The 25,576-nt window shown below is 65.2% G+C and carries 25 protein-coding genes and 1 tRNA gene; 16 read left to right on the plus strand and 10 right to left on the minus strand.

Annotated elements, in window-relative coordinates:
* Positions 1-82 precede the first annotated feature (82 nt).
* From ASC89_RS18385 to flaF, 5 genes are all read left to right on the plus strand, one after another.
* Positions 83-1,642, plus strand: coding sequence for a flagellin (locus ASC89_RS18385; protein ID WP_056000434.1), 1,560 nt, complete (start codon positions 83-85; stop codon positions 1,640-1,642).
* A 174-nt stretch (positions 1,643-1,816) separates the two neighbouring features.
* Entirely contained in the window at positions 1,817-3,358 is a 1,542-nt protein-coding gene (locus tag ASC89_RS18390; protein WP_056000437.1) for a flagellin, read from the plus strand.
* 285 nt (positions 3,359-3,643) lie between these two features.
* Positions 3,644-4,846, plus strand: coding sequence for an MFS transporter (locus tag ASC89_RS18395; RefSeq protein WP_056000440.1), 1,203 nt, complete (start codon positions 3,644-3,646; stop codon positions 4,844-4,846).
* Between the two features lie 63 nt (positions 4,847-4,909).
* Positions 4,910-5,296, plus strand: coding sequence for a flagellar biosynthesis repressor FlbT (gene flbT, locus ASC89_RS18400; RefSeq protein ID WP_055882395.1), 387 nt, complete (start codon positions 4,910-4,912; stop codon positions 5,294-5,296).
* On the plus strand, positions 5,286-5,657 hold the full coding sequence (gene flaF, locus ASC89_RS18405) for a flagellar biosynthesis regulator FlaF (protein ID WP_055882398.1): 372 nt from the start codon (positions 5,286-5,288) through the stop codon (positions 5,655-5,657). The genes flbT and flaF overlap by 11 nt, the downstream gene beginning before the upstream one ends.
* Before the next feature lie 79 nt (positions 5,658-5,736).
* Here flaF and ASC89_RS18410 read toward each other — a convergent pair whose 3' ends face one another.
* Positions 5,737-6,597, minus strand: a complete 861-nt coding sequence (locus tag ASC89_RS18410) for a TerC family protein (RefSeq protein WP_082533450.1) — start codon at positions 6,595-6,597, stop codon at positions 5,737-5,739.
* A gap of 201 nt (positions 6,598-6,798) precedes the next feature.
* Here ASC89_RS18410 and ASC89_RS18415 point away from each other — a divergent pair, with 201 nt between their 5' ends.
* From ASC89_RS18415 to ASC89_RS18425, 3 genes are read left to right on the plus strand one after another with little or no spacing between them, the layout of a single operon-like run.
* A complete protein-coding gene (locus ASC89_RS18415) occupies positions 6,799-7,257 on the plus strand; it encodes a YeeE/YedE family protein (protein ID WP_056000443.1) in 459 nt (152 codons plus the stop codon).
* Between the two features lies 1 nt (position 7,258).
* Entirely contained in the window at positions 7,259-7,732 is a 474-nt protein-coding gene (locus ASC89_RS18420; RefSeq protein WP_055882403.1) for a DUF6691 family protein, read from the plus strand.
* Positions 7,729-8,889 carry an FAD-dependent monooxygenase gene (locus ASC89_RS18425; RefSeq protein ID WP_082533451.1) on the plus strand — a complete coding sequence of 387 codons (1,161 nt, stop codon included), beginning with the start codon at positions 7,729-7,731 and terminating at the stop codon, positions 8,887-8,889. The genes ASC89_RS18420 and ASC89_RS18425 overlap by 4 nt, the downstream gene beginning before the upstream one ends.
* A gap of 215 nt (positions 8,890-9,104) precedes the next feature.
* On the opposite strand, the gene ASC89_RS18430 is transcribed toward ASC89_RS18425, so the two are convergent.
* From ASC89_RS18430 to ASC89_RS28720, 3 genes are all read right to left on the minus strand, one after another.
* Complete coding sequence (locus ASC89_RS18430; protein ID WP_055882408.1) at positions 9,105-9,821, minus strand: invasion associated locus B family protein; 717 nt, start codon at positions 9,819-9,821, stop codon at positions 9,105-9,107.
* Positions 9,822-9,933: 112 nt separating this feature from the next.
* Entirely contained in the window at positions 9,934-13,434 is a 3,501-nt protein-coding gene (mfd, locus tag ASC89_RS18435; protein ID WP_200940463.1) for a transcription-repair coupling factor, read from the minus strand.
* Positions 13,431-13,676 (minus strand): succinate dehydrogenase assembly factor 2, encoded by a 246-nt coding sequence (locus ASC89_RS28720; RefSeq protein ID WP_162247963.1) that lies wholly within the window; start codon positions 13,674-13,676, stop codon positions 13,431-13,433. The genes mfd and ASC89_RS28720 overlap by 4 nt, the downstream gene beginning before the upstream one ends.
* A gap of 221 nt (positions 13,677-13,897) precedes the next feature.
* Here ASC89_RS28720 and recG point away from each other — a divergent pair, with 221 nt between their 5' ends.
* Positions 13,898-16,006, plus strand: a complete 2,109-nt coding sequence (recG, locus tag ASC89_RS18445) for an ATP-dependent DNA helicase RecG (protein WP_056000455.1) — start codon at positions 13,898-13,900, stop codon at positions 16,004-16,006.
* 4 nt (positions 16,007-16,010) lie between these two features.
* Positions 16,011-16,427 carry a GNAT family acetyltransferase gene (locus ASC89_RS18450; protein WP_056000457.1) on the plus strand — a complete coding sequence of 139 codons (417 nt, stop codon included), beginning with the start codon at positions 16,011-16,013 and terminating at the stop codon, positions 16,425-16,427.
* A gap of 191 nt (positions 16,428-16,618) precedes the next feature.
* Here ASC89_RS18450 and ASC89_RS18455 read toward each other — a convergent pair whose 3' ends face one another.
* From ASC89_RS18455 to glmU, 4 genes are read right to left on the minus strand one after another with little or no spacing between them, the layout of a single operon-like run.
* Positions 16,619-17,005 (minus strand): DUF2237 family protein, encoded by a 387-nt coding sequence (locus tag ASC89_RS18455; RefSeq protein ID WP_056000462.1) that lies wholly within the window; start codon positions 17,003-17,005, stop codon positions 16,619-16,621.
* Positions 17,002-17,520 carry a MepB family protein gene (locus ASC89_RS18460; protein ID WP_056000465.1) on the minus strand — a complete coding sequence of 173 codons (519 nt, stop codon included), beginning with the start codon at positions 17,518-17,520 and terminating at the stop codon, positions 17,002-17,004. Before ASC89_RS18460 ends, ASC89_RS18455 begins: the two co-directional genes overlap by 4 nt.
* Positions 17,521-17,523: 3 nt before the next feature.
* Positions 17,524-19,350 (minus strand): glutamine--fructose-6-phosphate transaminase (isomerizing), encoded by a 1,827-nt coding sequence (glmS, locus tag ASC89_RS18465; RefSeq protein ID WP_056000468.1) that lies wholly within the window; start codon positions 19,348-19,350, stop codon positions 17,524-17,526.
* A 12-nt stretch (positions 19,351-19,362) separates the two neighbouring features.
* On the minus strand, positions 19,363-20,715 hold the full coding sequence (gene glmU / locus ASC89_RS18470; protein WP_056000471.1) for a bifunctional UDP-N-acetylglucosamine diphosphorylase/glucosamine-1-phosphate N-acetyltransferase GlmU: 1,353 nt from the start codon (positions 20,713-20,715) through the stop codon (positions 19,363-19,365).
* A gap of 133 nt (positions 20,716-20,848) precedes the next feature.
* Here glmU and ASC89_RS18475 point away from each other — a divergent pair, with 133 nt between their 5' ends.
* From ASC89_RS18475 to ASC89_RS18500, 6 genes are all read left to right on the plus strand, one after another.
* On the plus strand, positions 20,849-21,649 hold the full coding sequence (locus tag ASC89_RS18475; RefSeq protein WP_156384679.1) for a hypothetical protein: 801 nt from the start codon (positions 20,849-20,851) through the stop codon (positions 21,647-21,649).
* Positions 21,650-21,725: 76 nt separating this feature from the next.
* Positions 21,726-21,800 (plus strand) — tRNA-Lys (locus ASC89_RS18480).
* Between the two features lie 289 nt (positions 21,801-22,089).
* Positions 22,090-22,542, plus strand: a complete 453-nt coding sequence (locus ASC89_RS18485; RefSeq protein WP_055882431.1) for a hypothetical protein — start codon at positions 22,090-22,092, stop codon at positions 22,540-22,542.
* Between the two features lie 177 nt (positions 22,543-22,719).
* Positions 22,720-23,124 (plus strand): low affinity iron permease family protein, encoded by a 405-nt coding sequence (locus tag ASC89_RS18490; protein ID WP_055882434.1) that lies wholly within the window; start codon positions 22,720-22,722, stop codon positions 23,122-23,124.
* Between the two features lie 165 nt (positions 23,125-23,289).
* On the plus strand, positions 23,290-24,201 hold the full coding sequence (locus tag ASC89_RS18495) for a hypothetical protein (protein ID WP_055882437.1): 912 nt from the start codon (positions 23,290-23,292) through the stop codon (positions 24,199-24,201).
* A 153-nt stretch (positions 24,202-24,354) separates the two neighbouring features.
* Positions 24,355-24,663, plus strand: coding sequence for a hypothetical protein (locus ASC89_RS18500; RefSeq protein ID WP_055882439.1), 309 nt, complete (start codon positions 24,355-24,357; stop codon positions 24,661-24,663).
* Between the two features lie 6 nt (positions 24,664-24,669).
* Here ASC89_RS18500 and ASC89_RS18505 read toward each other — a convergent pair whose 3' ends face one another.
* Both ASC89_RS18505 and ASC89_RS18510 read right to left on the minus strand, forming a co-directional pair.
* A complete protein-coding gene (locus tag ASC89_RS18505) occupies positions 24,670-24,894 on the minus strand; it encodes a hypothetical protein (protein WP_055882442.1) in 225 nt (74 codons plus the stop codon).
* 102 nt (positions 24,895-24,996) lie between these two features.
* Complete coding sequence (locus ASC89_RS18510) at positions 24,997-25,362, minus strand: hypothetical protein (protein ID WP_055882444.1); 366 nt, start codon at positions 25,360-25,362, stop codon at positions 24,997-24,999.
* Positions 25,363-25,576 lie beyond the last annotated feature (214 nt).

A 25,576-nucleotide genomic window follows, 5' to 3' on the forward strand; every position in this document is an offset into this window, starting at 1 on the left:
TGCCGGTCCCGACCGATGATCCAGCCGCGTCTCAGGAGAGACGGTCTAGTAACTGAGTACGGACCCAGAAAGGGCCTCCAAAATGGCTGATGTAAATCTGTCAAAGGCAGTTCGCTCGAACCTGCTGAGCCTCCAGTCCACCGCTGCCTCGATGGCCAAGACGCAGGAGCGTCTCGCCACCGGTCTCAAGGTGAACTCGGCGCTCGACAACCCGACTAACTTCTTCACCGCCGCTTCGCTTAACTCTCGTGCTTCGGATATGGCGAGCCTGCTCGACTCCATGTCCAACGGCATCAAGACCATTGAAGCTGCGGACAATGGCCTTTCGTCGATTACCAAGACCGTCGAGTCGATGCAGTCCACGCTCCGTCAGGCGCGCCAGGACAAGTCGTTCAAGACCGGTTCGTTCGCCGTAGATACCGCTGCCGTCGGCACGGCTTCGGTGAAGACGCTGTCGTTCGAGGGCGGCGCTGTCGGCACTTCGCCGGTCAGCATCAACCTCAACACCACCGGCGCTGGCTCTGCGGCCACTGCCGGTACCGTGTCGTCGACCTTTGCCTCGACCGTCACGTTCGACGATCCGGGCGACGAACTGAACTTCTCGGTGGCCGTCGATGGTGGCGCTGCCACTGCCGTGACCATCAACGCCCAGACCCTGACCGATGCCGGCATTGTCGGCGGCGCAATCACCAGTGGTGCGGATCTCCGCGCTGCGGTGACCCAGGCTCTGACCGACGCCAGCGTGACCGGCGTCACGGTTGGTGGCTCGGGTACGGCGATGTCGCTGACCTCGAACACGACCGGCGCTTCCTCGTCCGTCGCCATCTCGGCGGTTGGTGTGGTGAACGGCGGTGGTGCCAACACCATCACCAACACCTCGGGTATCGCTGCTGCATCGGATTCCGGTGACGCACTGGTCGCCGCTGGTGCAGTGAAGACCACTGATGCTCTCGTTTCCGAGATCAACGGCAATGCTTCGCTGAAGGACAAGGTCCGCGCCTCCAACGACAACGGCAAGCTCCGCATCGAGAACCTCTCGACCGAAGAGCTGACCGTGACCGGTGTGGCCTCGGATGGTGAAATCGACGGCTCGACCGCCGAGACCGCCATTGGCGGCAACGAAGTCCGCAAGAACCTGGCCAAGCAGTTCAACGAACTGCGCGACCAGCTCGACAAGCTGGCTGATGACGCGTCTTTCAACGGCATCAACCTGCTCCGCGGCGACAAGCTCAAGCTGACGTTCAACGAGACCGGCACTTCGACCATCGACATCCAGGCTAAGGATTCCGATGGCGACGCGACCTCGATCAACAACACGTCGCTCGGCATCACTTCGGTGCAGGACTCCGATCTCGACAGCGACGCGTCGATCGACGCCAAGCTGGGCAAGCTCGGCGACGCCCTGGGCACCCTGCGTTCGCAGTCTTCGGCCTTCGGCTCGAACCTGTCGATCGTGCAGAACCGCCAGGACTTCACCAAGAACATGATCAACACCCTCGAGACTGGTGCGGCGAACCTCACGCTTGCCGACACCAACGAGGAAGCGGCGAACCTTCTCGCCCTGCAGACCCGCCAGCAGCTGTCGTCGACAGCTCTGTCGATGGCCTCGCAGGCCGACCAGGCCGTGCTGCGTCTGTTCTAAGAAGAACGTCGCAAGACAAGACGAAGGCGGGCTCCGGCCCGCCTTTTTCTTTTGCACTAGACTGTTTTGGCACGCCGATTAACCAGCTGTTACCGATTGCGGCCCGATAGATACAGCATTGACGAGCCGGGCCCCAGGACGCGGGCGTTTTAGACAGACCAGAAGGTTTGTAACGTGGCTGATGTAAACCTCTCCAAGGCGGTTCGCTCGAACCTCCTCTCGCTCCAGTCGACCGCGGCCTCGATGGCCAAGACTCAGGGACGACTCGCCTCTGGCCTCAAGGTCAACTCGGCGCTGGACAACCCCACCAACTTCTTCACCGCCGCGTCGCTCAACAGCCGTGCCAGCGACATGTCGAACCTTTTGGACTCGATGTCGAACGGCATCAAGACCATCGAAGCTGCCGATAACGGCCTGAGCTCGATCACCAAGACGGTCGAGGCGATGCAGTCGACGCTCCGGCAGGCGCGCCAGGACAAATCATTCAAGACGCAGAGCTTTGCGATCGACACCGCGGCGATCGGCACTGCGGCGACGAAGACGATCTCGTTCGAGGGCGGCGCCGTGGGTGCGACGCCGGTGTCGGTCAGCCTCAACACCGCCTCGGGTGGAGCCACAGCCGGCACTTATGCGACGACTGCCAACTTCACGCCCGTCAGCGTGGGCGACGCCGCCGACTACGAAGCGTTCAGCGTCTCGGTCGACGGTGGACCGGCTCAGAACTTCCTGCTCGGCGGCGCCGAACTGCTGAGTGTCGGCAATGGCAACATGACTTTGGACAGTGCGGCAGAGTTCGACGAGTTGCTGACCGACCAGGGCGTAACGGGGGTCAGCACATCGATCGTTGGCGGAAAGCTGACACTGAGTTCATCGACGACCGGTGCCACATCGTCGGTCGCGCTGAACTTCCTCTCCGCCTTCGACTTTGACGGCGACACCGATCTTTCGCCGCTGTCACTTCAAACCGGCACCTCGACCCCCGGTACCGCCGCCAGTGGCGGTTCGGTGAAGACGGTCGACGCGCTGGTCCAGGAAATCAACGCCAACACTGCGCTTAAGGACAAGGTCCGCGCCTCCAACGATAACGGCAAGCTGCGGATCGAGAACCTCTCGACCGAAGAGCTGACCGTGAACGGTGTCGGCTCCGACGGCGAAGTTGACGGCACCACGGGCGAGGCCACCATTAGTGGCAACGAAGTCCGCAAGAACCTGGTCAAGCAGTTCAACGAACTGCGCGACCAGCTCGACAAGCTCGCCGACGACGCCTCATTCAACGGCATCAACCTGCTCCGCGGCGACAAGCTGAAGCTGACCTTCAACGAATCCGGCACCTCGACCATCGATATCCAGGCCAAGGATTCAGATGGCGACCCGACCTCGGTCAACAACACCACGCTCGGCATCGCCTCCGCCGTCGCCGCCGACTTCGACAGCGATGTCTCGCTCGACGCCCGGCTCGGCAAGCTCGGCGATGCGCTGGGCAAGCTGCGCTCGCAGGCCTCGGCTTTCGGCTCGAACCTGTCGATCGTCGAGAACCGCAACGACTTTACCAAGTCGATGATCAACACGCTCGAGACCGGCGCGGCCAACCTCACGCTTGCCGACACCAACCAGGAAGCGGCGAACCTCCTCGCCTTGCAGACCCGCCAGCAGTTGTCGTCCACTGCCCTGTCGATGGCCTCGCAGGCCGATCAGGCGGTGCTGCGGCTGTTCTGATCGCAGAGGCTTCGGGGGTGTCTGCTCCTATTGCCGAGTTTGCCACCAGCAGTACCTCAGAACTCGATGTCATCCCGGCGAAGGCCGGGACCCATCCTGAGGTGTGCCGGCTCTTGCGCGGGCCCCTCCATCTCAGGATGGGCCCCGGCCTTCGCCGGGGTGACACCGTGGGTGAGGAGCCACCTGTGACAAAGCACGGATTCCCCTCAGCAACCTGAGGACAGGCGGGTTGCGGCCCGCCTTTTCCGTTGCCAGCTCGTAAAGCCGCAGGCCATCGTCGCCGCCATGACGCCGTACCGAGACATTCTGAGCATCCCGGCGCAGCGCCGGCTGCTGTTTGCAGCCATTCCGGCCGATTTTGCCGACTGGTTCGACTATGTCGCCGTTGTCGCCCTCATCGCCTATGTCTGGGGCGAGGGCCCGGTGGTGCTTGCCTTGCTGGCGCTGGCCTTCGCCCTGCCCTACGTCGTCGCCGGGCCGCTGCTCGCCGCCTGGGTCGACCGGGCGGACCTGAAGCTGGTGCTGCTGCTCTCCAATCTCGGCCGCGGCGTGCTGACTTTCGCGCTGGTGATCGCCCCCAATGTCGAGATCCTGCTGCTGATCGTGCTGCTGCGCGGCATCGTTGATTCCGCCTTCACCCCGGCTCGGCAGTCTGCCATCCAACTGACCACCCCCGAGCCGCTGCTGATGGCCGCCAATGGCCTGCACCAGGGCATCAACCAGGCCAGCAAGATCGTCGCACCGGCCTGTGGTGGGCTGCTGCTGGCGCTGGTGCCGGCGCAAGGGGTGTTTGCCATCAACGGCGTGCTGTCGGTCGCGGCGTTCCTCGTCCTGTTAGGGCTGCAACTGCCGCCGCGGGCCCATGTCGAACATGACGCCGAGGAACCCTTTCTCGCCCGCGTCGCCGGTGGTATCGCCGAGTTCGGGCGCAACCGGCTGCTGCTCGCCGTGCTGATCTTCGCCTCGGCGGCGAATTTCACTTTCTTCCTCTACGACACGCAGATTGCCCTGCTCACCAGCCAGCTCGGCTACGACGCGACGGCCTTCGGCCTGACCGTCACCGCCTCCGGCATCGGCGGCATGATCGGCGCATCGCTTGCCGGGCTGATGCGGCCGAACCGGCCACTGCTGCTGATGGCGCTCGCCGCACTGGTCTCGGGGCCGGTGACCGTCGGCACGGCACTGGCTGCCGCCTCAGGGATCGCCATCCCCTTTCCGCTGTTCTGCCTGGTGATGGCAGTGATGGGTGGTACCACCGTGTTCATGCTGGTGCCCTATCGCTCGGTGATCCAGTCCGAAACTCCGCCGGACCGGATCGCCCGCGTCAGCTCGGCCGGCGAAGCAGCGATGACCACCGCGATGATGGCCGCGCCGCTGCTTGGCAGCCTGATCGTCACCGGCTTTGGCGTCCCGGCGCCATTCATTGTCGGCGGCGGGCTGATTATCCTGCTCGGCCTCGGAGCCCTAGCATTCGCCTTCCGCCGGTAGCGTTTTGGTGACGCGGCGCATGCAGTATGCTGCACCACGGAATCAAGGGGTTGAACCACCGACATGTCGTTAAAGGTCGAGTTGAAGCCGGGCGAACGCCTGATCGTCGGCAACTGTGTCATTACGAACTCGGATCAGCGCACCCGGCTGTTCATCGATGGCAAGGCGCCAATCCTCCGTGAGAAGGACATCCTGACCTTCGACACCGCGACCAGTCCCGCCAAGCGCATCTACTTGGCCGTACAGCTCATGTACATTCATGAAAACGTCGAACGATTGACCCAGGACTACTTTCAACTGGTCAACGACATCATCACGGCAGCGCCATCAACAATCCGCATTGTTGACGAAATCAATAACGAGATATTAACCGGCTCCCTGTACAAAGCACTCAAGGCTGCGAAAAAGCTGATCCAGTACGAACAGGAACTCCTCGGCAATGCAGAATAGTGCGGCGCTCGCCTACCAGCAGGTAGGCAGGCAGACGGTCAATCCTCGTCTCCTCGAGGCCAACCTCCTCTCTCGAGCTGCCGGCCAGATGCAGCGCGTGCGTGACGACTGGGAGAACGAGCGTCACGAACTGACCGCCGCCCTGATGTTCAACCGCAAGCTGTGGACGGTGTTCCTCGGCTCGGTGACCGGCGAGGAAAGCCAGCTGCCCAAGGCGCTGCGCGAGAACATCGCCAATCTCGGCCTGTTCGTGATGAAGCAGACGATGACCATCCAGGCCGAGCCTTCGGCCAACAAGCTCACCGTGCTGATCAACATCAACCGCGAGATCGCCGCCGGACTGCGCGCCGGCCAGAGCTGAGCTCAGCCGCCAATCCAACCCCAATGAAAAGCCCGCGGAAACCGCGGGCTTTTGCGTTTCCTGGGGCTTGAAACCCCGCTTACTTCCGCGGCGCCGATTTCGGCTTGGCCTGGGCCCGCGACGTCGAAGTCGACCTGGTCTTCGGCTTGGCGGGGGTCGCGGCTTCGGCCACTGTCGGAGTGTGACCCACGGCCGCCGCCGGGCGCCCGGCGGCCCGGTTGCGGAGCTTCCGCTCCTTGGCGATGATGTTGATCGCCTCGACCAGCACCGAGAAGCCCATCGCTGCGTAGATGTAGCCCTTCGGGATATGGAAGCCGAGACCATCGGCCACCAGCGACGTGCCGATCAGCAAGAGGAAGGCCAGTGCCAGCATCTTGGTGGTCGGGTGCTTGGCGACAAAATCGGCCACCGGGCCGGATGCCACGAACATCACGCCGACTGCGACGATCACCGCGGCAATCATCACCTCGACCTGATCGGCCATGCCCACGGCGGTGACAATCGAGTCGATCGAGAACACCAGGTCGATAACGATGATCTGGCTGATGATCGCGGCAAACGCCATCGAGGCCTGCTTCTTGAGGTTGTCTTCCTCCTCGTGCGGCTCCTCGAGCTCGGCATGCATCTCGTGCGTCGCCTTGTAGACGAGGAAAGCGCCACCAGCGATCAGGATCAGATCCTTCCACGACGGGGCAAAGCCCAAGATGTCGAAGGCTGGTTGAGTGAGGCTGATGATCCAGGAGATCACCAGCAGCAACAGGATGCGGAAGACCAGCGCCAGCGCCAGGCCGAGCTTGCGGGCGCGATCCGCCTGCTCCTTGGGGAGGCGCGACACCAGCACCGAGATGAACACGATGTTGTCGATGCCGAGCACGATCTCCATCGCCGTGAGGGTCAGGAAGGCGGCCCACACGTTGGGATCGTAGAGGAGTTCCAGCATCGACAGCTCCAGTGGTGATGATCAGGTGGCGCCATACTTAGGGCCGTGGCGCGATTGTTGGAAGAGTGCGCGCGAGGCTCCGCACAGGGTGCGGTTTTTCACCGCGCCCCCGGCCCGTGGCACGATCGCATCGTGCCGAAGCTGGCCCGCCCATGCCGCCGCTGTTATTGTAATGGCTCGGCTCCACTCGAAAGTTTCCCCATGGACGCGTTCTCTCCCATCCCCGCCCTGATTGGCGGTGTGCTCATCGGGCTCGCCTCGGCGCTCCTCTGGCTCGGCAACGGCCGCATCGCCGGCATCTCGGGAATCTTTGGGCAATTGCTGCCGCCGGCACGCACCGTGGTATGGCGGCTGGCGTTCCTCTTGGCGCTGGTGCTCGGCGCCCTCGCGGCCGCGTGGCTCATCCCGGGCCTCGGCGTCGGCGGCCCCGGCGGCGCGCCGGCGCAACTGGCCTCGCCGCCGCCAGGCTGGAACATCCCTGCCCCACTCTGGATCGCCATCTCCGGCCTGTTGATCGGCTTCGGCACCAAGATCGGCAATGGCTGCACCTCGGGCCACGGCGTCTGCGGCATCGCGCGGCTATCGAAGCGTTCCTTCGTCGCGGTCGGGGTGTTCTTTTCGGTCGCCATCCTCACTGTCGCCGTCACCGGGATCGTCTGAGATGGCCGCCAACCTTCGCCTGCCCTATCTCGCCACCGCCGCCGTCAGCGGCCTGCTGTTCGGCGCCGGCCTCTACATTTCGCAGATGGTCGATCCGCTGAAGGTGCTGCGCTTCCTCGATTTCACCGCCATCCCCACCGGCGGCTGGGACCCGAGCCTCGCCTTCGTCATCGTCGCCGCCATTGCCGTGATGTTCATTGCTGTGCGCGTCGGCCGCAGCAGGCAGGCGCCGCTGTTCGATACGCAGTTCCATGAGCCGGAATTCCACCACATCGACGCGCCGCTGGTCGGCGGCGCTGTGCTGTTCGGCATCGGCTGGGGCATGTCGGGCATCTGCCCGGGCCCGGCGATCTCGCTGATCGCCTTCTGGCCCGACAACCTGCTGATCTTCCTTCTCGCCATGTTCGCCGGCTCCTATGCCGGTGCGCTGGTCATTCCGAGCGGCCGCGACAAGCGGCTGGCGCTGGCGCGATGAGTGGCGCTCCTGAAGCGGTCGTCGTGGGTGGCGGCCTTGCCGGGGTGGCGGCGGCGGTCGCTGTCGCCCGCGCCGGCCTCCGTACCCTCCACCTCGCGCCCAAAGGCCCACCCGACCGGCGCACCTCGGCGCTGATGGGCCCGAGCGTCGATTACCTGCGCGCCTCCGGGCTGATCGGCAATCCCGCCGAGCTCGGCCACCCGCTGACCCAGATCCGCATCATCGATGCCACCGACCGGCTGCTCCGCGCCCCTGAGACGCTGTTCGACAGCAAGGATGCCGGCCTCGAGGCCTTCGGCTGGAACTTTCCCAATATCAGGCTGCTCGAAGCCTTCGAGGCGGCGCGCGCCTCGCTCGACAACCTCGAGACCCGCGAGCTCGCTCTCTCATCCATCGAGCGCGGCTCTACTGGTTGGGTGCTGACGCTTGCCGATGGCAGCGTCGTCGAAGCGCCACTGGTCGTCGGCTCCGACGGCAAGAAGTCACTGGTCCGCGTCGCCACCGATTTCCGCGCCCGCGAGCACGGCTTCACCCAGTCGGCGCTGGTCTGCGATCTCGAGCTTGACCGCCCGCTCGGCGGCGCCTCGGTGGAGTTCCACTACGAGCAGGGCCCGTTCACGCTGGTTCCGGCCGGCGGCTCGCGCGCCAACCTCGTCTGGATCGACGACCGCGAGGTGTTGAAGGCCGCCCAGGCGACTGGCCAGGATGGCCTCCGCGCCACCTTCCTCGAGAAGTCGCAGCGCCTGTTCGGCGATATCCAGTTGTTGACCCCGGCGCACATGTTCCTGCTCTCGACCCTTACCGTCGAGCGCGCCGGCATGGATGGCATTGTGCTCGCCGGCGAGGCCGCGCATGCCTTTCCGCCGATCGGCGCGCAGGGCCTCAACCTCGGGCTGCGCGACGTCGCCGATCTTGCCGCCTCACTCGCCGCCGCCGATCGCACCGCGTCCGGCTGGGCCAATGCCGTCAGCACCGACTATGCCGCCCGTCGCGCCGACGATCTCGAGCGCACCGGCGGCATGGTCGACGCCCTGTTCCGTTCGCTGCTCAGCGACTTCCTGCCGGCCCAGGCGCTGCGCGCCGGCGGCCTGTGGGCCTTGCGCCTGCTGCCGCCACTGCGCAAGCGCGCCTTCGGGCTCGGCATGGGCCAGGGCTGAAGCAAGGCGGCATCATTTCTATTGTGCTGAGCCGGCCAGTGGCTGGCCTCGGCCATGCACCCACCACCGGCTGTCATCGTAGATGGGGTGATCACGGTGGGTTAGCTCGACCGCTCTCCGGGTGCACACAGGCGATCATTCGATGGGTAGGTAAGCCACCAAGAACAAAAAGGGCGCCCGAGAGCGCCCTTTCGATTCTAACCCCGTCGCTCCGCTTACTGCGGGGCAGCCGGAGTGGCCGGCGGGGCGGCGCCATCGGTGCCGAGCTGCTTGCGCAGTTCTTCGGCGCGATCCTGCAGCTGCTTTTCCAGCGCCGACGGAGCGGTCGACTGCTTGTTGAATTCGTCGAAGGTCATCGCGGCGGCGCCATCATAGACCGAGGTGAATCCGGCGAGCGTGATGTCGATCACCAGGTCCTTGTTCTGCCGGTTCTTGGCGGTGAGCTTCAGGATGCCACCCTTCTTGAGGCTGTTCACGTAGGCCTCGTTGATCACCAGCTGGGTGGCGCAGCTCTGCGGATCGCACAGCATGAACGGCACGCGGATCGGCTTGCCGCCGTCGATCTGCCAGGTGAGGCCAAACGGCAGCAGCACCCCAAGCGGTACCGCGGCAACGGCGAGCAGGCGGCTCTCCTGGCCCGGATCGTCACGCAGAAGGAACGAGCCGAGGAACTGGCCATTGGCGACGACGACCTGGCGCATGATGCAGGCCTGCTTGCCACCATCGATGGGGTCGCAGACCTTGAGCCAGTTCTGAGCGGGATTGGCTGGCGCCGCCGGCGCTGCTGCAGCATCGGCAGCAGGCGCCGCCGGTGCTGCTGCACCCTCGGCGGGGGCTGCCGGCGTGGTGGCTTCCTGCGCGAGCGCCCCGAACGAGGGCATCATCAGCGCGGCAACCGCGAAACCAGCAACGACGAGCTTTTTGAGGGTCATTGAATTTCCTTGTGGTGTCCTACCATCGGTGACTCTCCCGGCCACCCTTCTTCGTGCGCTCTTCAAGGCACGAAACGCGGCAATAACATGACCGAGATGACTTCCGAAAGCTTTAACCTGCGAGTGTTGCCGCAGCACCCGTTTCCGCCGCGAGCCGGGCCATTCTCGACAGTATCGCGGCTGTTCCCTTCAGTCGCGCCTCGGCTGTCGGCCAGTCACGGCTGAACACGAGTTTCTGATCAGGTTTGATCCGGACCTGCATCTGTGGATCGGAGACCATCCGCACCAGCCCGGCCGGGTTGGGGAATGTCTTGTTCCTGAGCGTAACGACTGCGCCCTTGGGCCCGGCATCCACTTTCTCGACATTGGCGGTGCGGCAAAGTGCCTTCACCAGGATCACCTTGAGCAGCGCCTCCACCTCTTCCGGCAGCGGCCCGAAGCGGTCGATCAGTTCGGCGCCGGCCGCATCGATCTCGCGCGCATCCGAGAGGTCGCCGAGCCGGCGATAGAGCTGCATCCTCAGTTGCAGGTCCGGCACATAGTATTCGGGGATCATCACCGGCATGCCCAGCGAGATCGTCGGGCTCCACTCGTTGCGCTCCTCGTATTCCGCGTCACCGTCGCGCAGCGCCGCCACCGCCTCTTCCAGCATCGCCTGATAGAGTTCGAACCCGACCTCGCGGATATGGCCCGACTGCTCGTCGCCGAGCAGGTTCCCGGCGCCGCGGATATCGAGATCGTGGCTTGCGAGCTGGAACCCCGCCCCCAGCGTTTCCAGCGACTGCAGCACCGTCAGCCGCCGTTCGGCGGTGTCGTTGAGCTTCCTGTCCGGCGGGATAGTAAACAGCGCGTAGGCGCGCTGCTTGGCCCGGCCGATCCGGCCGCGGATCTGGTAGAGCTGCGCGAGGCCGAAATTGTCGGCCCGGTGCACCACCAGGGTGTTGGCATTGGGGATATCGAGCCCGGACTCGACGATCGTGGTGGCGACCAGCACGTCGAACTTGCCGTCGTAGAAATTGTTCATGATGTCGTCGAGCTCGCCCGGCGGCATCTGGCCATTGGCAACGACGTAGCTGACCTCCGGCACCTGCTGGCGCAGGAATTCTGCGATATCGGGCTGATCCTTGATCTTGGGCACCACATAGAACGCCTGCCCGCCACGATACTTCTCGCGCAGCAGCGCTTCGCGCACGCTGAGCGGATCGAATGGCGAGACGAACGTGCGGATAGCGAGGCGATCGATCGGCGGTGTGGCGAGCAGCGACAGGTCGCGCACCCCGGTCAGGGCCAGCTGCAGCGTACGCGGGATCGGCGTCGCGGTCAGCGTCAGCACGTGGACGTTGCCCTTCAGCTCCTTCAGCCGTTCCTTGTGGCCGACGCCGAAGTGCTGCTCCTCGTCGATGATCAGCAGACCCAGGTCCTTGAACTGAATGGATTTCGCCAGCAGCGCATGCGTGCCGACGACGATGTCGACGGTACCCTTGGCCAGTTCTTCCCTGGTCGCCTTGAGTTCGGTCGACGACACCAGGCGCGAAGCCTGCCTGATCCGCAGCGGCAGCCCGGAGAAGCGCTCGCTGAAGGTCTTGAAGTGCTGGCGCGACAGCAGCGTTGTCGGCACCACCACCGCCACCTGCCGCCCGGACATCGCCACGGCGAACGCCGCGCGCAGCGCCACCTCGGTCTTGCCGAAGCCGACATCGCCGCACACCAGCCGGTCCATCACCCGACCCGATGCCAGGTCCTCGAACACCGCGTTGATGGCGACCAGTTGGTCCTCGGTTTCGTCGTAGGGGAAGCGCGCTGCGAACTCCTCGTAGAGCCCCGGCTGCACATCCATCGGCGGCACCGTCGACAGCTGCCGCAACGCCGCGATCTTGATCAGCTGCTCCGCCATGTCGCGGATGCGCTTCTTGAGCTTGCTCTTTTTGGCCTGCCAGGCGACGCCGCCGAGCTTGTCGAGCTCGATGATCGCGTCGGCGCCGTAGCGCGACAACAGCTCGATGTTCTCGACCGGCAGGTAGAGCTTGGTGTTGCCGGCATATTCGATCTCGACGCAGTCGTGCGGCGCGCCCTGCACCTCGATGGTCTTCAAACCGAGGAACCGGCCGATACCGTGGTCGACATGCACCACCAGATCGCCAGCCGCGAGGCCGGCGGCCTCGGTCAGCGCATCCGAGGCCTTGCGCCGCTTCTGCGGCCGCAGCAGCCGCTCACCGAGAATGTCCTGCTCGGATAGCACCAGCATGTCGTCGGTCTGGAAGCCGGTCTCGAGCCCCAGCACCACCAGCGCCGTGGTTTCCGGCGAGGTGGTCTCGGCATCGCGCCAGTTCTCAGCGAGGCGCGGATGCGCCAGGCCATGGTCGGCCAGCACCTGCGCCATGCGATCGCGCGAGCCTTCCGACCAGCAGGCGATGATGGTCTTGCGCGCCTTCTTCCGCTCGGCGCGGAACAGTTTGACCACCGCCTCGAACAGGTTGACGTCCTGCGCCTGCCGTTCGGCGGCAAAGCTCGGCGCCACCCGCCCGCCGACATCGTCGGCCTTGCGCATATCCGGTGTCGCGAACGGCGAGAGCTGCACCACGCCCTTGTCCGGCGCCAGCGTGTAGGGCGCCCGCTCCATCTCGTAGAGCTGCGCCGGCGGCACCGGCTTGTAGGGCGCCGCGCCCTGCGAGGACTGCTTCTCGTGCCGTGCATCCTCGCGCGCCTGGTAGTAGTCCGAGATCTGCGTCTGCCGGTCGGCAAAGGCTTCCCGGGCCTGGTCGTCGAAGACGAACGGCGCGTCCTCGGTATAGGCGGCGAGGTGGTCCAGCTCGTCGTAGAAGAACGGCGTCCAATGCTCGACACCCGGGTAGCGCTGGCCGGCGCTCACCGCCGCATAGAGCGGATCGTCCACCGTATTGCCGCCGAACATCGTGGTGTAGCGGGCCCGGAAGCGGCGGATCGCCTCCTCGCTCAGCAGCACCTCGCTCATCGGCGCCAGAGCGATGCGCTTCAGGTTGCCTGTGGTGCGCTGCGTGTCCGGATCGAAGGTGCGGATAGTCTCGAGCTGCTTGCCGAAGAAATCGAAGCGCAGCGGCGATTCGACCCCGGCCGGATAGAGGTCGACCAGTCCGCCACGCACCGCATACTCGCCTGTCTCGCGCACCGTCGGCACCCGCAGGTAGCCATTGCCTGCGGCCCAGGCGATCAGCTTCTCGCTATCGACCACCTGCCCCGCCGCCGCGGCAAAGCTCATCCCCGCGACGACTTCGCGCGGCGGCAGCTTTTGCACCAGCGCGTTGACAGTGGTGAGGACGATAGCCCCCTTGGCCGCGCCGCTGGCGAGGCTCGAGAGCGTCGTCATCCGCGCCGCGATGGTCACCCCGTTGGGCGACACGCGGTCATAGGGCAGGCAGTCCCAGGCCGGCAGCGTCAGCAACTGGTGCCCCGGCATCAGCTGCTCGAGGATCTCCACCATGCGCTGCAGGCGCCGCCCGTCGCGCGCCACGAATACGGCGCTCACCGCCGCGTCCGGCGCGGCCTTCAGCCGGTCCTCGACCAGGCGCGCCAGCACCACCGGCTGCATGCCGTCGGGGACGTTCGAAAGGGTGCGATCGGCGCGCTGGTCGGTCATTTGGCAGTCCGGAATCTGAGCAGGTCGGCGAGCAGGTCGTGGTCGGCATGCTGAGGGGCCGGCTCCTGCCCCATCAGCCAGGCGAGGAGGTCCGTATCCAGCTCCTCGAGCAGGATCTCGAAGCGATCGAGTTCCCCCCCGTCCATGGCCGCCAGCCGCGCATCCGCGTAGGGCCCGAGCAGCAGGTCCATCTCCTTGGTGCCGCGGTGCCAGGCGCGATAGCGCAGGCGCCGCAATCGCATAGCAGAATCTTCACCGGCGTCTTTTTGAAGGGCCATGAGCGGGTGGTCTCGGGGAATGTGGATGGCGTGTTTACGCGGATATCGCCCGCGTGTCACGTGGTCGACAAGCATACCCGTCGCCGCGACGTGGTGCTTTCGCCGCAACAGACGCCTGCAAGCCGGTGGCAATCGGCAGCCGATTTTGCCACAACTCATCGGCAAATTTCTCCGACCCGAGTTGCATGTCCCGTCCGCCGGCCCTCGATCCGCTGTTTCGCTCGCTCCACTCCATCAAGGGGGTGGGGCCACAGCTCAGCGCCCTGCTGACCCGCTTCTTCGGCGCGCCCGAGGGGCAGGAAGCCATCGCGCTCGACCTGTTGATGCACATGCCCACCGGCATCCTCGACCGCCGCCGCATGGATGGCATCGCCAATGCCGTGCACAACAATATCGCGACGCTGAAGCTCCATATCGACCGCCACCAGCCGCCGCCGCGCGGCCGGGAGCACATCCCGCATCGTGTCTTCGCGCATGACGAAACCGGCGAGATCCAGCTGGTGTACTTCCGGGCCCAGGGCGGCTGGGTGGAAAAGCTCCTGCCGGTCGGCGAGACCCGCTACGTCTCAGGCACCATCGGCTTCTTCCAGGGCGAAAAGCAGATCACCCATCCCGACTATGTCGTCGAGGCCGACAAGTTCGAGGACATGCCGCTGGTCGAGCCGGTCTATCCGCTGACCCACGGCCTCAGCTCCCGCGCCCTGATCAAACTCACCCGTCAGGTGCTGGAGACCTTGCCCGACCTGCCCGAATGGATGCCCGCCGAGCGCATCGCCGAGTTCGGTTGGCCCAGCTTTCAGGCAGCAATGCAGGCCTCGCACGCCCCCGAAACCCCCGATGACGCACAGCTCTGGTCGAAGAACCGGATGCGGCTCGCCTATGACGAGTATCTCGCCGGCCAGCTCGCCCTGCTGATCGTCCGCTCGCAGCTGATCGCGCCGCGCGGTATCGCCCGCAGCTTCACCGGTGCGATCTCCGCCAGGGTCGAGGCCGCCCTGCCCTATACCCTCACCGAGGGCCAGCGCCTCGCCGTCGAGGATATCCGCCACGACCTCGCGGCGCCCGAACGGATGTCGCGCCTGCTGCAGGGCGATGTCGGCGCCGGCAAGACCGTCGTGGCGCTGATGGCGATGGCGGCGATGGCCGAGAGCGGTGCGCAGTCGGCGCTGATGACGCCGACCGAAATCCTCGCCAGCCAGCACTTCAAGACGCTGAAGCCGCTCTGCGACCAGGTCGGCCTCGGCATCGTGCTGCTCACCGGCAAGATGACCGCCGCCGAGCGCCGTGCCGTGCTGTCAGGCATCGCCGACGGCTCGACCGCTATCGTCGTCGGCACCCACGCGCTGTTCCAGACCGGCGTCGACTTTCACAATCTCGGCCTCACCGTGGTCGACGAGCAGCATCGCTTCGGCGTCCACCAGCGCCTCGCGCTCAGCGAGAAGGGCATCCATGCCGACCTCCTGGTGATGACCGCCACGCCGATCCCGCGCACCCTGGTGCTCACCCATTTCGGCGACATGGCGGTCAGCATCCTGCGTGAAAAGCCGCGTGGCCGGCAGCCCATCGATACCGCGGTGCTGTCGATCGGCGAGTATGCCCGCGTCATCCAGCGCCTCGAGAGCCGCATCGCCGAGGGGGCGCAGGCCTTCTGGGTCTGCCCGCTGGTCGAGGAGAGCGAGCATCTCGAAGTGGTCGCCGCCGAGGATCGCTTTGCCGAGCTGAAGAAGGTGTTCGGCGATAGGGTGGTGCTGATCCATGGCCGGATGAGCGCTGCGGCGAAGGCCGAGGCGATGGACCGCTTCCAGCGCAACGAGGCCAAAATCCTCGTCGCCACCACCGTCATCGAAGTCGGCGTCGACGTGCCCAACGCCACCATCATGATCATCGAGCATGCCGAACGCTTCGGTCTTGCTCAGCTGCATCAGCTGCGTGGCCGCGTCGGTCGCGGCAGTCAGCGCTCGGCCTGCCTGCTGCTCTACAAGGAGCCGTTGAGCGAAACCGCCAAGGCCCGACTCGAGACCATCAAGGGCACCGAAGATGGCTTCGTCATCGCCGAGAAGGACCTCGAGCTGCGCGGCCAGGGCGACGTGCTCGGCACCCGCCAATCCGGCATGCCCGGCTATCACCTCGCCGTCCCCGATGTGCACCGCCACCTGCTCGAATGGGCGCATGAGGATGCCAAGGACGCGCTTACCCGTAACCCCGGCCTGACCGGACGCGACGGCGACGCCCTGCGCACGCTGCTCTACCTGTTCCGCAAGGACCTCGCCATTCCCCTGCTCCGAGCCGGCTGACCCCATGCATATCCGCCCCTTCGAACGCCGCGACACCGACGCGGTCGTCGCCCTCTGGCAGGCCCGCGGCCTGACCCGGCCATGGAACGATCCAGTCAAGGACATCGAACGCAAGCTCGCGGTGCAACCCGAACTGTTCCTCGTCGGCGAGCAGGACGGCGAGGTCATCGCCACCGCCATGGGCGGCTATGACGGCCACCGCGGCTCGGTCTACTACCTCGCGACGGCGGCGGCGCACGCCGGCAAGGGCCATGGCGCCGCGCTGCTGGCAGAGCTGGAACGCTTGCTGACGGCTATGGGATGCCCAAAAATCAACCTGCTGGTGCGCGGCGAGAACGAGGGCGTGCTGAAGTTCTACGACCGCCTCGGCTATGAGCGGCACGACTCGCTCAGCCTCGGGAGGCGGTTGATCGAGGATTAGCGGAGGCGGCTGGTGGGGGCTTGCCAGAACAACTCGCCCACCCCACCGGCTGTCATCCCAGCGAAAGCTGGGACCCAACCATCCTCTGGCGCGGGCCGAGAAATGGGCCCCAGCTTTCGCTGGGGTGACACCGAGTTTGGGGGGCCACCAGGAGTAACCGTACTACCCCGCGCCGGGTCCCCGCGGAGCCCTCACTCCACCGCGTACTTCCTGAGCACATCGATCTCGACATAGTTCAGCACCGACTGGTGCGTCGCCTTCAGCACCACGCGGGGCGCCATGCCGGCTTCCAGCGCCTCGACCCAGCGCAGCGCTACGAGGCACCAGCGGTCGCCGGCCTTGAGGCCCGGAAACGCATATTCCGGCATCGGGGTCGAAAGATCGTTGCCGCGTGATTTCGAGAACGCCAGGAATGCGTCGTTCATCTCGGCACAGACGGTATGCCGGCCCTCGTCGAGCGGGCCGGTGATGCAGTTGCCGTTCCGAAAGAACCCGGTCAGCGGATGCATCGAGCACAGCACCAGCTTTTCGCCGAAGACGTTGAGTTCCGGCTCCTGCTCGAAGAAGGGTTTATTCACTCGGTCACCGCCATCAGCCGCCGTAGCTCCGCGCTGCAATCGCGCGCCTCGAACGGCAGGAAGTGCCGCAACTGCCATTGCTGCGTGCGCTGAGCGGCTTTGGCAATGGGTTTGCTCCAGGGCGGATAGACTCGCACAGCGCGTTTGCCACCCTTGCCATCGACCGAAAATACGCCGCGCTCGACCAGCGACTGCCGATCGAAGACGAACTGGCCGCGCTGCCCGGCATCGGCGACACTGACGATCACAAAGTCGACGCCATCGGCAGCATCGAGGGGTGCGATCTCCGCGTCCGGGGTCTCGCGCTTCCAGATGGTGACGAACTGCCCGAGCTTGGTCGGCGTGATCCGCGCCACGCGGAACGCCACCTGGTGGCCGTTGAGGCCGAACCGACAGGCGCCGTACTCAGCGCTTTCTGCCTCGCGCCGCGGCCGGTCGGTCAGCACCAGCCCGGCTGGCTCATAGCGTTCGCGGATCGCGGTCGTCAGTTCACCCGGCAGGCTGGTCGAGAGCACGAGCTACTCGACCGTTACGCTCTTGGCGAGGTTGCGCGGCTGGTCGACATCGGTGCCCATGAACGAGGCGGTGTGATAGGCCAGGAGCTGCACCGGGATGGTCGCAAGGATCGGCGCCACGAAGCTCGCGACCTTGGGCAGCACCAGCACCTCCGCCACGCCCTCGCCCACCGCCTCCTTGCCCACCTCGTCGGTGATCAGGATGATCTTGCCGCCGCGCGCCGCGACTTCCTGCATGTTGGAGAGGGTCTTGCCCATCAGCTCGTCCGACGGGGCGACGACGATCACCGGCATCAATTCGTCCACCAGCGCGATCGGCCCGTGCTTCAGCTCGCCGGCCGGATAGGCCTCGGCGTGGATATAGCTCAGTTCCTTGAGCTTCAGCGCGCCTTCCATGGCGATCGGGAACATCTGCCCGCGGCCCAGATAGAGCACGTCTTTGGCCTTGCTCAACCGCTTGGCGATATCCTCGACCTGCCCCTCGAGCGCCAGCGCGGCGGAGATGGCGGTGGGCAGCGTCGTGAGGCTATGCACCAGCTCGGCTTCCTGCGCCGCCGAGATCGTGCCGCGCGCCACGCCCGCCGCGACGGCAAGGCTCGCCAGCGCCGTCAGCTGGGCGGTAAACGCCTTGGTCGAGGCGACGCCGATTTCCGGCCCGCACAGCGTCGGGAACACCACCTGGCTCTCGCGCGCCATCGTCGATTCCGGCGAGTTCAGCAGCGAGGCGATGTGCTGCCCCTGCCCGGCGCAATAACGCAAGGCCGCGAGGGTATCGGCGGTCTCACCGGATTGGGAAATGAAGAGGCTGAGCCCGCCCTGCTCCAGCGGCGGCTCGCGATAGCGGAACTCCGAGGCGACATCAACATCCACCGGCAGCCGCGCATAGCGCTCAAACCAGTATTTGGCGACGATGCCGGCATAGGACGCGGTGCCGCAGGCCGAAATGGTCAGGCGCGACAGTTTGGCGAAATCGAACGGCAGGTTCTCTCGGAGTGCCACCCGGTCGCTGCTCATATCCACATAGTGGCTGAGGGTGTGCGAGACCGTCTCGGGCTGCTCGTAGATTTCCTTGGCCATGAAGTGCCGGTGGTTGCCCTTGTCGACCAGCAGCGCCGAGGCGGCCGAAACCAGCATCTCGCGCTGGACGATCGCGTCCGAGCCGTCGCGGATGGTGACGCCGTTCTTGGTCAGCACCGCCCAGTCGCCATCGAGCAGGTAACTCAGCCGCGAGGTGAACGGCGCCAGCGCCATGGCGTCGGAGCCCAGATACATCTCGGTCGCGCCATAGCCGATAGCCAGCGGCGCGCCAGAGCGCGCGGCGATCAGCAGGGCATCCTCGCCCTTGAACATGAAGGCCAGCGCGAAGGCGCCGCGCAGCACTTTCAGCGTCCGCGCCACCGCCATCTCGGGGTCGAGCCCGCGATCGATCTCGCGGGTCACCCACAGCGCCACCGATTCCGTATCGGTCTGCGTCTTGGGCAGATAGCCGTCCTTGGCGAGGTCGGCGAGCAGCTCGCGGAAATTCTCGATAATGCCGTTATGGACCACCGCCACCTTGTCGGTGGCATGCGGATGGGCATTGCCCTCGGTCGGCGCCCCATGCGTCGCCCAGCGGGTGTGGCCGATGCCGATATTGCCGCTGAGCGGTTCAAAACTCAGCTTGGCGGCGAGATTGCCGAGCTTGCCCTCGGCGCGGCGGCGGCCGATCTGGCCAGCCTCCAGCGTCGCCACGCCGGCGCTGTCATAGCCGCGATATTCCAGCCGCTTCAGCGCATCGACCAGCCGCGGCGCCACCGGTTCCGTTCCGATAATCCCGACAATACCGCACATCTCGTCTGTCCCCTACTTGCCGGATCTGGCGCGTTTGATGGCTTCGGCCCGCGCCTTGAGCTTTGGCGCATAGCCGAGCTTGTTCTCCTGCCGGGCGCGGCCGATGGCCAGCGCATCCGGTTCGACATTGTGAGTGATGACGCTGCCCGAAGCGATATAGGCCCCGTCGCCGATGCTTACCGGCGCCACCAGCGACGAGTTCGAGCCGATAAAGGCATCCGCCCCGATGCTGGTCTTGGATTTGTTCACGCCGTCATAGTTGCAGGTGATGGTCCCTGCCCCGATGTTGGTCCTGGCGCCCACTTCGCTGTCGCCGAGGTAGCTCAGGTGCCCGGCCTTCACGCCATCATGGATCACCGACTTCTTCACCTCGACGAAGTTGCCGAGGTGTACGTCCTTGCCCAACTCGGCGCCGCCGCGGATGCGGGCGAACGGCCCGATGCTGGAGCCCTCGCCGATCGTCACATCCTCGATATCGCAGAACGCCCGGATCTCGACCCCATCGGCGATCTTCACCCCGGGCCCGAACACCACGTTGGGGAAGATCGTCACGTCGCGGCCGATCTCGGTGTCATAGGAGAAGTACACCGTCGACGGGTCTTTCAGCGTCACCCCGGCGCGCATGAAGTCGTCGCGCCGCAGCTCCTGGAACTGTGCCTCGGCCTGCGACAGCTTCCGCCGGTCGTCGACTCCGATCACCTCGTTCGCATCGGCCTCTACCACCTCGATCCGTCGTCCGTCGCCGCTCGCCAGTTCCACCGCGTCGGTGAGGTAGAATTCGCCTTTGGCATTGGCGTTGCCGATCCGGTCGATCACCGAACGCAGCGTGTCGGCGCGAAACCCCATAATACCGGAGTTGCACAGCCCAATCGCCCGCTCGGTCTCGGTTGCATCCTTGTGCTCGCGGATTGCCAGCAACTGTCCGTTGTCAGTGATCAACCGCCCGTAACCGGTGGTGTCCTCGGGCCGGAAGCCCACCACCACGATATCTGCGCCGCCATCGAGCCGCGTGGTGATGCCCCCCAACGTTTCGGCCGAGACGAGCGGCGTGTCGGCATAAAGCACGATCACGTTCCCCTTGGCGCTGCTGTAGGCGGCTTCGGCCTGTTTCACTGCGTGGGCAGTGCCCCTGCGGTCGGCCTGCGTCGAGAATGTTGCCGCCGGGGCCAGCCCCGCGACCATTGCCTGGACCGCGTCGTGTCCCGGCCCGATCACCACCGAGATAGCCGAAGAGCTGGCCGCGACCGTCCGCACCACGTGCCCAACAAGCGGCAATCCCCCCACCTGATGCAGCACTTTCGGCGTAGCCGAGCGCATGCGGGTGCCTTCGCCCGCGGCCAGGATGATCGACAGCAATTCAGTCATGGAGGGCCCTCGTCAGGGGTCATCGTTTCCCCCGTGTTTATGGCAGCAAGTTGTTGGGAATCCGATAACGCGGTTACGGAGTGGTAAACTCGAAAATCGGCCTGATTCGTAGGGCTCTTGGGAGATAAGACCTTTGGCGAAGGCAGCAGACCAGTTTCGTCCGGCTGACGTGACAATGTGGGGCATCGCGGCGCTTGGCATCTGGGCGGTGGCTATTCTGGGCGCCAACCTCTCCGGCCTGATCCCACCCAGCGTCTACGGGGCGCTCCACGCCTCGCGCCTCGAAGGCTCGACCATCAACCAGTTGCGCACTCAGGTCGCAACGCTCGAAGAAGAATCGGCGCGCATGCAGCGCGAGAACACCCAGCTGCTGCAGCGCTTCTCCATGAACGAGGAGGCCGCCGGCGCGGTGACCAAGCGCGTCGGTGCGCTCGAGATCAGCGTGCCCAAGGTTCTCGAGGAAGTGCAGATCAAGGCCCGCAGCGCTGCCGCTGCCATCGACACCACCACCACGGGCTCGATCACCCCGGGCAAGACCCTGACCTTCGAGACCGAAGGCGGTACTGTTGCCGTGCAGCAGCGCCCGCTGCTTCCGGGCTCCAATGATGTGAAACTCAAGGCTGTACCGCTCTCCGCCAACACCATGCCACTGGCCATTCCGGACGGCACCTCCCCCGGTATCGCGCTCGGCTTCCCGGTGCGCGCCGATACCGCCGAAGCGCAGTGGCAGGAACTGCTCGCGCAGGTCGGCACCATGCTGGTGGGCTTGTCGCCGGTGCTCGCCGACCAGGACGGTACCGACGGCAAGATCATCGTCGCCGGCCCGATGGTCGATCGCGCCTCGGCCATCGAACTGTGCGCCCGGCTCGACCGCGCGGGCGTTCCGTGTGAGCCTGCGAGCTATGCCGGCCAGCCGGTGCCGCTGCTCAACTGACGGGTATTCGTCGTTAGCGATTGACAGCCGGGGCACAATGCCTATGTTCCGCGCCGATCCGCCCCGCGCGGCTTGAGCGCCCGTAGCTCAGTGGTAGAGCATCCGACTTTTAATCGGATGGTCGATGGTTCGAATCCATCCGGGCGTACCAGTTTCCTCCATAAATTTCAGTACGTTACAGTCGTTAGTTAAGCGATTATCCAGTTGGGGAGTCAGGCATTGTGCCCGATCGGGGCCAGTCCGCATCGGGCAGCCACTCGAGGAGCATCACGCCAAACTGGATTCCCGTGTCGCGGCGACCATCCCTCCTCACGGGGTTGCTTCGCCTTCCCGCGTGCGAACTAGTACCTCGGGCTGATAGAAATTTCGGCACGCGTTGGCGGGGGGTGGAGTTGGGCCCTAACCAGACTGTCTACCGAGCAAGCCGCTGGCAGACCGCTATGTGGGCGCTCGTGGCTGCGGGCATAACAGCCCTCTTGTTTGCTGGCGGGCTGCCGGACGATCAGCTGCCTGGCTTCTTCAGCGAACTGGTCGCCGTTCCTTGGGCCGTCCGCGCCGCCCTGCACTGGACGAGTGCGGCTGTCCTTGCGGCCATGTCGCTTCGCCTGTTCCTACTACTACTGGAGCCCGCGGCCATAGTGGTCGGTGATGATGGTATCCAAGTAAGCCGTTCCGTGTTCAACCGACGGAGCGCGCTGTGGCGAGATTTTGAAATGTTTACCGAGCGGACCGGTGAGGAAGGCACACTGATTCATCTGCATTTTCGCGGGTCGTCAGGGGAGCCAATTGTCGTCAACCTCGAGGGTTATCCGGGACTGCTACGAGAACAGGTTATCCGGGATGCCACTCGTCGGCTCCTGCAATCAGGTATCCAGCCGAGATGGCGGGAATAGGCAACGTCCTTAGAGTTCGCACCATGCAACGTGCTCCCAAGCGCCAGCCGCCATCGGAAAAAGCTGGCGCCTATCAGCCAAGCCGAGAAGGCCACGTGCAAGCCGGCTGCGCCCCGGCGGGAACCCGCGGCCGCCTGCAGCGATTGAATCGGGCACTTTGCAACGCGAGGTGTCGTCATGGCCGCAGGTTTCTTCCACCAGTTCTCCAACATCGTCTCGCGCGGCGCCGGCAAGCCGGTGACGTTCGCAGCGGCTTGTGGGCTGATCGTGCTCTGGGCGGTGAGCGGACCGCTGTTCGGTTTCTCTGAGACCTGGCAACTGGTGATCAACACCGCCACCACTATCATAACGTTCCTGATGGTGTTCGTGGTTCAGCACACCCAGAACCGCGACGGTGAGGCGGTGCAGGCCAAGCTCGATGACTTGATCATGGCGCTGCGCCGCGCCGACAATCGGCTGATCGGCGCCGAGGAGCTCACCGGGCACGAGCTCCACAAACTTCGCAAAATGATCGCCCAGCGCGTCGAAAATGACGAGCAGACACTTGAGCAGATCGACAGCCGCATGACCGATGGGCGCTAGGATAATTTGCCGATCAAGGCAACCAATTGTCCGTTTCTGCACTTTTCTGTGACCAACCGCGTCATAGGAGAACAAGTAAAATGAACGGGATCATCTACCTCGTCGGCCTGGTGGTCGTAATCCTCGCCGTCCTGTCCTTCTTCGGCCTGAGGTAAGGACCGCGCCATGACCATGCCAAGCGAAACTGACGTGATCGTCGCCGCTGCTCCGGCAGCAAAGGCAGACACCAGCTCCTACGTCGACTGGCCGGCGATTATCGCCGGCATCGTGATCGCCTCGGCGATCTCGCTCGTCCTCCTGACCTTCGGCTCGGCAATCGGGCTGAACTTCGTCAACTTCCACGCCGGCCCCGATGTTCCGTTGATCTGGATCGCTATCGCAGCAGGCACCTGGCTGCTGTGGGTAGAAGTCTCGAGCTTCATGGCCGGCGCCTATGTCACCGGCCGCCTCCGCCGGCGTCACTTCGATGCCACCGAGGATGAAGCCGATGTCCGCGACGGCGCCCACGGCCTCCTGGTCTGGGGCGGTGCTCTCGTCATCGGCGGTCTCATCGCCGTTGGCGGCATCAGCGCCGCGGCAAACGCCGTCGGCGCCGCGGCCTCGACCCTCACCAACGCCGCGGCAACCGTCGCCGACGACGCCGGCAACGCGCTCGACCCGAACGCCTACTTCGTCGACCAGCTGTTCCGTCCCGCCGCCACCGCAACCACCCAGCCGGCAACGGACACGACCGGCGTCCGCGCCGAGGCCGGACGGATCATCGCCCAGGGCGCCCTCGCGGGCTCGATCAGCGATCCGGACAAAGCCTATCTGGCTCAGGTGGTCTCGACCAATACGGGCCTGACGGCCGAAGAAGCCAACGCCCGTGTCACCGAAGTCATCACCGCTGTAGACCAGGCTAAGGCCGAGGCCGCGGCGGCCGCTGAAACGGCCCGGAAGACCGGCATCGTCGCCGCTTTCCTGACCGCCGCGTCGCTGCTGGTCAGCGCTGTCGGCGCTTACTGGGCGGCCCAGATGGGTGGCAACCACCGCGACAACGCCACGGTGTTCCGCACCGTGTTCCGGCGCGTTCGATAAAGGAGAAGACAAATGCTGAGAGGACTTGGGCTCTGGCTCCTGGGTGTCCCCATCTGGCTGATCATCATCATCGTGCTGTTCATCCGCTGAGGATGAGCGCAGCATGGAGGCGGGCTCCGGCCTGCCTCCTGCTTGTGAGAAAGGACCCGTGCGATGAATAGCGCCAACCTGCAGCTCGAAGGCCTCTACCTCGCCATCGCCGCCATGCACGAGACGATGATCGCCAGGGGCCTGGTCTCCCGCCAGGACGTCGACGACGCCATGCGGGCCGCCGAGCAGACCGCCATCAACGACCACCGCTCGATCGAGAACCTCCGTCCGGCCGAGCGCGATGCCCTGGCCTTTCCGGCACGCCTGCTGCGCATGGCCAATGCCACCGTCTCGGATGACGGCGCCCTGTCGTTTTCGGCCCTGGCGCGTCGTGTCGGCACCGTCAAGGAACCCTACAACGACCAGCGCTAGCGGGCGTCAGGACGTGGTCGGCACCGGGCCCTTCCAGATCAGCCTGTGCGATCCCTGATCCGTCGGCGCGAACACCTCGGAGCGACGGCCGTCATCGCCATAGGTCATGGCGATCCGCCGTGCCTGGCTTTGGGCATCGTCGCGGCTTTCGAACGGTCCATAGGCCTTGCCCTCGCAGTCGACCCACCACGAGCCCATGCTCTCGATAACGATGAACCAGCAGGTTTTCATTGATGCTCCCCGGCCGCGGGAACGGCCACCATCGGTTGCAGCCATGCGCCTTCAGAAAGAGCTGCTGGCCCTTCCCGTTCGAAAGCGCGACAAATCGAATGTCTAATCGCGACGCCCGCCAGCCATGCGTTGGGCCACCGAAAGCGGAGCGAACAGCCGGGCGATGCGCGCCGCGCTGATGCCGTCGTCGAGCTCGCCAAAGGCTGAGATGAGCCCGCGGTCCGGCCCGTCCTCGCGGCGCAGTTCCTTGAACGGCACCGCGACTTCCACCTGATGCCAGTTGCGCGCCTCGTCGAGCGTGAACGCCGCCGAGATGGCGAAGTTCTCGTCGGCCGCATCCGGCCCGAAGCGGACCAGGAGGTGGCTGCACCGCTCCCTGTTACGCGCCATGAACAGGCTCTTCTCGCGCTCGAAGGCGCTGGCGATATCGCCGTCCAGCAAGGATGGACGGATGGTCAAGGCAGTCATCGGATTGCCCCCCGATCTGCTGCGGATACCAGCAAATGCTAGGGGTTCAGTGTGTCCCTGAAGGGACTGCAATAGGGCGGAAACGCGGTCGATAAACTTGCATCCACGGCGCAACCGCCGCGCTGCAGACGCGTTGATTCCGTCGGTGGCGCCGCGTGTCAACCGGACGCGATGGGCACGGGGAACATTGCGGTTTTTCCGGTTTCCCGCCTTG

It is taken from the genome of Devosia sp. Root413D1 (assembly GCF_001425235.1).
Lineage (GTDB): Bacteria > Pseudomonadota > Alphaproteobacteria > Rhizobiales > Devosiaceae > Devosia_A.

What these genes read in the sequence shown, in the direction of transcription:
- ASC89_RS18450 (WP_056000457.1), top strand. Translation starts at nt 16,011, where the DNA reads ATGCATATCCGCCCCTTCGAACGCCGCGACACCGACGCGGTCGTCGCC.
- ASC89_RS18415 (WP_056000443.1), top strand. Translation starts at nt 6,799, where the DNA reads ATGGACGCGTTCTCTCCCATCCCCGCCCTGATTGGCGGTGTGCTCATC.
- ASC89_RS18510 (WP_055882444.1), bottom strand. Translation starts at nt 25,362, where the DNA reads ATGACTGCCTTGACCATCCGTCCATCCTTGCTGGACGGCGATATCGCC.
- ASC89_RS18495 (WP_055882437.1), top strand. Translation starts at nt 23,290, where the DNA reads ATGACCATGCCAAGCGAAACTGACGTGATCGTCGCCGCTGCTCCGGCA.
- ASC89_RS18410 (WP_082533450.1), bottom strand. Translation starts at nt 6,597, where the DNA reads ATGCTGGAACTCCTCTACGATCCCAACGTGTGGGCCGCCTTCCTGACC.
- ASC89_RS18425 (WP_082533451.1), top strand. Translation starts at nt 7,729, where the DNA reads ATGAGTGGCGCTCCTGAAGCGGTCGTCGTGGGTGGCGGCCTTGCCGGG.
- ASC89_RS18505 (WP_055882442.1), bottom strand. Translation starts at nt 24,894, where the DNA reads ATGAAAACCTGCTGGTTCATCGTTATCGAGAGCATGGGCTCGTGGTGG.
- ASC89_RS18385 (WP_056000434.1), top strand. Translation starts at nt 83, where the DNA reads ATGGCTGATGTAAATCTGTCAAAGGCAGTTCGCTCGAACCTGCTGAGC.
- flbT (WP_055882395.1), top strand. Translation starts at nt 4,910, where the DNA reads ATGTCGTTAAAGGTCGAGTTGAAGCCGGGCGAACGCCTGATCGTCGGC.
- flaF (WP_055882398.1), top strand. Translation starts at nt 5,286, where the DNA reads ATGCAGAATAGTGCGGCGCTCGCCTACCAGCAGGTAGGCAGGCAGACG.
- ASC89_RS18500 (WP_055882439.1), top strand. Translation starts at nt 24,355, where the DNA reads ATGAATAGCGCCAACCTGCAGCTCGAAGGCCTCTACCTCGCCATCGCC.
- mfd (WP_200940463.1), bottom strand. Translation starts at nt 13,434, where the DNA reads ATGACCGACCAGCGCGCCGATCGCACCCTTTCGAACGTCCCCGACGGC.
- glmS (WP_056000468.1), bottom strand. Translation starts at nt 19,350, where the DNA reads ATGTGCGGTATTGTCGGGATTATCGGAACGGAACCGGTGGCGCCGCGG.
- ASC89_RS18485 (WP_055882431.1), top strand. Translation starts at nt 22,090, where the DNA reads ATGTGGGCGCTCGTGGCTGCGGGCATAACAGCCCTCTTGTTTGCTGGC.
- ASC89_RS18395 (WP_056000440.1), top strand. Translation starts at nt 3,644, where the DNA reads ATGACGCCGTACCGAGACATTCTGAGCATCCCGGCGCAGCGCCGGCTG.
- ASC89_RS18420 (WP_055882403.1), top strand. Translation starts at nt 7,259, where the DNA reads ATGGCCGCCAACCTTCGCCTGCCCTATCTCGCCACCGCCGCCGTCAGC.
- recG (WP_056000455.1), top strand. Translation starts at nt 13,898, where the DNA reads ATGTCCCGTCCGCCGGCCCTCGATCCGCTGTTTCGCTCGCTCCACTCC.
- ASC89_RS18430 (WP_055882408.1), bottom strand. Translation starts at nt 9,821, where the DNA reads ATGACCCTCAAAAAGCTCGTCGTTGCTGGTTTCGCGGTTGCCGCGCTG.
- glmU (WP_056000471.1), bottom strand. Translation starts at nt 20,715, where the DNA reads ATGACTGAATTGCTGTCGATCATCCTGGCCGCGGGCGAAGGCACCCGC.
- ASC89_RS18490 (WP_055882434.1), top strand. Translation starts at nt 22,720, where the DNA reads ATGGCCGCAGGTTTCTTCCACCAGTTCTCCAACATCGTCTCGCGCGGC.
- ASC89_RS28720 (WP_162247963.1), bottom strand. Translation starts at nt 13,676, where the DNA reads ATGCGATTGCGGCGCCTGCGCTATCGCGCCTGGCACCGCGGCACCAAG.